We start from the raw sequence: 5,122 nt of genomic DNA, 5'->3' as shown, positions 1-5,122 counted from the left end.
CCAATATGTCCCAAACTTCTTGTTTTTCTTTTTCAACAATTTTTTTAGCTTGTTTGATTGTGGTTGCGTAACCTAATTTATCCAATCTTGGATATACAAATGCTTTAAATAATTCCAAAGCCCTTTTGCTTTTTTCAATCACACCTACAGGATTGTTGTCATATTGGAAACTGTTCCAGCACCAGGACAATTCAGCATGAAGCTTCTCGTCCAAGTTTAATTTTTCAAGTTTCTCCAAAGTTGAGACAATCGTTTTTTCAGAAATTTTTACTGACATGTTATAATTGTTTTGATAAATAATACAAATACTTTTTTCAGTTTTCACTACAAAACAATATATAATTTTCTATAAATACAAAATAATCAGCCATTTAGTAACATTAATTTAAATTTCAATCGATTCCGTAATAATTATTTGGCAGGTGATTTATGATAGTTGTGACTATATTTATGGCAACTTGTCAAAGTATGGAAAGAAAACAATCCCTTCAGGAAGAATTTGCCAACAGCATCACCCATGGTTTCGGGATATTATTCAGCATCGTCGCCATAGCTTTGTTGGTCACTTTCTCCGTACTCAATGGCACGGGTATCCATATTGTCAGTTGTAGCCTTTTTGGGGCATCCATTCTTTTGCTCTATACATTTTCCACCCTTTACCATGCAACGCCACAGGGGCCCATCAAAACATGGCTAAGGACCTTTGACCACATCGGCATCTATTTCCTGATTGCCGGTACCTATACACCATTCTTACTATTGGCTGTAAAAGGTACATGGGGTTGGGTTTTCTTCGGAATAATATGGGGCTTGACCCTTTTTGGCATTGTATTCAAAATTTTCTTTACCCACAGATTCCAAAAAGCTTCCCTGATTCTTTACCTCGCTATGGGTTGGTTGGCCATTTTCTTAATCAAACCCCTCTTGACAGCTTTGAGCACTCCTACCCTTTCTCTAATCGCAGCAGGAGGACTTAGCTATACACTCGGTACCATTTTTTATACCCGACCACAAATGCGGTTTGCCCATACGATCTGGCACCTTTTTGTATTGGCAGGAACAATTCTACATTTTATTGCAATCATGAATATGATATTGGCTGATAACCTGTAATCTTTTTGGCTGACATTAAAGCATTTAAAATATATGCTCAAAAAATCTTCATCCCCCTGCTTGCATAAAAAGGAAAGTACCCCTACATTTGTGACACCTTTCGAAAAAGGGGTAATTTAAATAAAAATTGGCCGATGGTGTAACTGGCAACACGTCTGATTTTGGTTCAGAAGAGTCCAGGTTCGAAACCTGGTCGGCCAACAGAAAAGCAGCTCAAAAAGCTGCTTTTTTTATTTTCAGGCAATCCGGTTTAGATTTCAAATCAATGTTCCGGACTTCTCCCTTTCCCTAAAATTCACTTTATTTGCAACATCACCAAATCCATTAAGATGTCCTTATTCGAAGATATCAGACCTTATTACGATACAGAAGTAAATGATGCCATCCGGGAAATCATTGACCACCCGATGCTGAAGGCCATGATGAATTTTACTTTTCCCGATGAGAAGGATGACTATTGGAAAACCCTGATGCTTCATTGCCACTCCATTAGGGATTTTCAGATCAATTTTATCTATCCTGCGATCCAAAAAGTCCTTGAAAAAAGTTCCAGCGGACTGACTACCTCCGGATTTGATAAACTCGAAAAAAACACCTCCTATCTTTTTATATCAAACCACAGGGATATTATATTGGATACCTCCCTGCTAAATGCCTCACTGTACGAGCATGGTCTTCGCATGACCACCTCCGCCATAGGTGATAACTTGGTCAAAAAGCCTTTCTTGAAGAATCTTGCACGACTGACTAGAAGCTTTATTATCAAAAGAGGGATTCCATCAAGGGAATTGTTGGAAAGTTCCAAAAGGATTTCAGCTTTTATCAGGCAATCCCTGCTGCGCGAAAACCGGTCATTGTGGATAGCCCAGCGGGAAGGCCGCACCAAAGACGGCAACGACATGACACATAAAGGCGTGCTGAAAATGATTGGAATGGCTGCAGATCCCGGAGAAAATATCCTTGATTATTTCAAAAAACTCAATGTGGTTCCTGTAAGCATTTCTTATGAATACGATCCTACTGATGTGCTCAAAATGCCGGAGTTATTGGCCAAAGCCAGGTCTGAAGCCTATATCAAAGGAGAAAATGAAGATTTCCATACTTTACTAAATGGCATCATTGGCCAAAAAAGAGGAATTCACATCCATATCGGAGAGGTGCTCACAGAACAAATAGATACTATTTCAGAAACAGTATCCGGAAGCGTCAAGCAGCTTCAGGAATTGGCAGATTTGATTGACCAACAGATCATTATGGGTTACAGACTTTGGCCTACCAAATACATCGCCTATGACCTCCTCAACAATACGACTCAATTTGCGGATAAATATACCTCGGAGGAAAAAGAGCTTTTCGAAAGGCGTTTTAAAAAAGGCGTTGACCAAAATGATCCTATGGCCACAAAGAGCTTCTTAGCCATGTATGCAAATCCTGTCGCCAATCAGCTGAAAATTAAAGAAAAACCGCTAATTGACTAATCATCGCAGGCCCCAATTTGCTTTAAGTTTGGGGATAAATCTTTGAAAACTACTTCAAATACCCTGAGAAAATTATTTTTCGGGGTCTTTTTTTGAAGACCTCCTAAACTAATGCATAGATATTGATTAAAAAATACTTGAATCAGGGCATTCTCCTTATTGATTGCAATTGTCGGATTATTTTGAGATTCACCGCTCATTGGTTACCACTCCACATTGCCCACACCTTCCCCTAGGTTCTCCTACATATTCCGACTTTCTGGTATAGATACTCCGACTCTTTGTAAACCTAAAGCCAAAGCCCTGAGGAAGCTGCCCCTTTTGTTAGCATAGACAAAACTTATCTTTTTTGGCTTCTAATGCTCATCTTCTTTTCAATTCTGTTTATGTTTGTTTCATTTGTTGCTACCTTTAAAAACCTAAGTGAGCTTTTCCCATTTTCCTTAAACCTGTAGAAGAAAAATGAAAAAAACAGTATTCGTTGCCTTAGCATGCATCCTATCTTCATTTTGTTTCGCACAGGAGAAAAAACCAATAGGATTGATAGAAACTACCAAAGGGAACATTTACATCGAGCTATTTGATGAAACGCCAAACCACAAGCAAAGCTTCATCGAACTTGCTGAAGCAGGCTACTGGGATTCTCTGACTTTCAATAGGGTCATCCCCAACTTTGTGGCACAGGGCGGCTGTCCGGATACAGAAGCAGGATTTACGGATCCTGAGTACCTTTTGGAACCCGAGTTTGTCAAAGGCATCACCCATATCTATGGGGCAGTTGGGGCAGGCAGGGATGATAACCCCGGAAAGCTTTCAGCCAGGTGTCAGTTCTATATCGTCCAAAACAAAGACGGATTGCACAGATTGGACAATGACTATACGGTTTTTGGTCAGGTGATCAAAGGGATGGATATTGTCGATCAAATCGTCTATCAAAAGAGGGATAGCAAAGATGAGCCTGTCATTCCCATAACCCTTAAAGTCAGCATGCTTTACCTTACCAAGGCAGAACTCGAAAAATTGGCCAACTTCTAAGCTTTTCTGATCCATGATTAAATGGGATAAATCTGCCGCATTCAAAACGTTGAAATATACGGGAATTTCTTTGGCACTGATACTCGGCATCATGGCTGTCCTTCCGTTATTCTTCAAGGACAAAGTCGACGAGAAAGTCAAAGTATACCTCAACAGTCAGGTAAGTTCGGCATTAAGCTACAATAAAATCAACCTTACTTTTTTCAGGCATTTCCCCAATTTGACCGTATCCTTGGACGAGGTTTATGTTCAAGGAGCAGAAGGATTCAATATTGACACCTTATTGTATGCCAAGGACTTATCATTTGGGATCAACTTGTTTTCTATTTTCAAGGAAAAGGTTCAAATCTCAGGCATTTATCTTAACCAAGCCAAAATCAACATTCTGAGGGATACTCAGGGCAATGCCAATTTTGATGTTTTCTTGACGGCTACAGACACAGCCAAAACTGAAGAAGCCCCCTCTGACCTGGCATTGGAAATCAACAACATCAAGATCAAAAACAGCGATTTTTTTTATAGGGATACAGACCTGGATTTTTCCTGCCTGGCAGAGAATTTTAATTATTCGGGAAGCGGAAATCTTCAGGATGCCATTGTGGACCTTAGTAGTGACCTGAACATACAGACATTTGAATTGACTTATGAAGGCACCACCTACCTCTCGGAAAAAAGAGTCAGTGCAAGTCTTCAGACTAAAATCAATACTGAATCGACCGCCCTGACTTTCGAAAGAAACCACCTTATGATCAATGAGCTTCCTGTTGACTTTATCGGGAAACTCGAATTTCTAAGTGGAGGCTACGACATGAATTTTATCCTTGAATCGGTGGACACGGACTTCAAGGACATGCTAACTCTTATTCCCGAAGAATTGGGAACTTGGTTGCAAAACACACAAGTCAAAGGAAAAGGGGAACTCAGGGGTTCCTTGCAGGGACTTTACCTACCGGACCAAAACCAAATGCCTAACCTGTTGATGAATCTCTTTATCTATAACGGATTCATCAGCCATTCAGGGTCTTCAACACCAATCGAAAAACTGTATCTTGATCTTGACCTGACTGTTCCGGAGCTCAATGTAGACAAAACCATCTTGGCATTGGACAGCATTTCCATGACTCTGGGTAAGGGTTTTGTTCAAGGCCATCTGAATATCGAAGGACTTGACCCTGCTTTGGTGAACAGTAATTTGGCTATCAATCTCGACCTGAATTTGCTGGACAAAGCGTTGGGGATTATTCCTTATGAGCTCAAAGGCTTGATGGAAATGAAATTATTGGCCGATGGAAGCTATCGCACAGGTCCCATCCCAAATCAATATAGGGGAAATGAAACAGAAGTGATCAGCATACCAAAGTTTCTCTTCACCTCAACACTGAGAGATGGCTATTTCAAGTGGACCGAATTGCCTGAAGCAATACAAAATATTTCTTGGAACTTTTCGGTAAATTCTCCCGACAGCATATTTCAGAATTTGGGGATTGACTTGCAGG

General features: G+C 40.2%; 5 protein-coding genes and 1 tRNA gene. 5 read left to right on the top strand and 1 reads right to left on the bottom strand.

Annotated features, from left to right (window positions below; translation table 11 throughout):
* Positions 1–325, bottom strand: a 325-nt coding sequence (locus ACZFYI_RS15415; RefSeq protein ID WP_462525020.1) for a hypothetical protein, incomplete at its 3' end; no start/stop codon positions are given.
* 143 nt (positions 326–468) lie between these two features.
* Between ACZFYI_RS15415 and trhA the strand changes: the two genes are divergently transcribed.
* From trhA to ACZFYI_RS15390, 5 genes are all read left to right on the top strand, one after another.
* The gene (gene trhA, locus ACZFYI_RS15410) at positions 469–1,113 is read left to right on the top strand and encodes a PAQR family membrane homeostasis protein TrhA (RefSeq protein WP_462525019.1); all 645 of its coding nucleotides are present in this window, start codon (positions 469–471) and stop codon (positions 1,111–1,113) included.
* Between the two features lie 128 nt (positions 1,114–1,241).
* Positions 1,242–1,314 (top strand) — tRNA-Gln (locus ACZFYI_RS15405).
* Positions 1,315–1,442: 128 nt separating this feature from the next.
* Complete coding sequence (locus ACZFYI_RS15400) at positions 1,443–2,591, top strand: 1-acyl-sn-glycerol-3-phosphate acyltransferase (RefSeq protein ID WP_462525018.1); 1,149 nt, start codon at positions 1,443–1,445, stop codon at positions 2,589–2,591.
* A gap of 462 nt (positions 2,592–3,053) precedes the next feature.
* Positions 3,054–3,626, top strand: a complete 573-nt coding sequence (locus ACZFYI_RS15395) for a peptidylprolyl isomerase (RefSeq protein WP_462525017.1) — start codon at positions 3,054–3,056, stop codon at positions 3,624–3,626.
* A gap of 13 nt (positions 3,627–3,639) precedes the next feature.
* The coding region (locus tag ACZFYI_RS15390) for an AsmA family protein (protein WP_462525016.1) at positions 3,640–5,122 on the top strand (1,483 nt) is incomplete at its 3' end.

The organism is Aquiflexum sp., assembly GCF_977115555.1.
The sequence above is the reverse complement of the archived record's forward strand: the minus strand, read 5'-3'. Positions and strand labels throughout refer to the sequence as shown.

Coding starts and splice junctions, on each gene's coding strand:
- trhA (WP_462525019.1), top strand. CDS start 469: ATGGAAAGAAAACAATCCCTTCAGGAAGAATTTGCCAACAGCATCACC.
- ACZFYI_RS15400 (WP_462525018.1), top strand. CDS start 1,443: ATGTCCTTATTCGAAGATATCAGACCTTATTACGATACAGAAGTAAAT.
- ACZFYI_RS15395 (WP_462525017.1), top strand. CDS start 3,054: ATGAAAAAAACAGTATTCGTTGCCTTAGCATGCATCCTATCTTCATTT.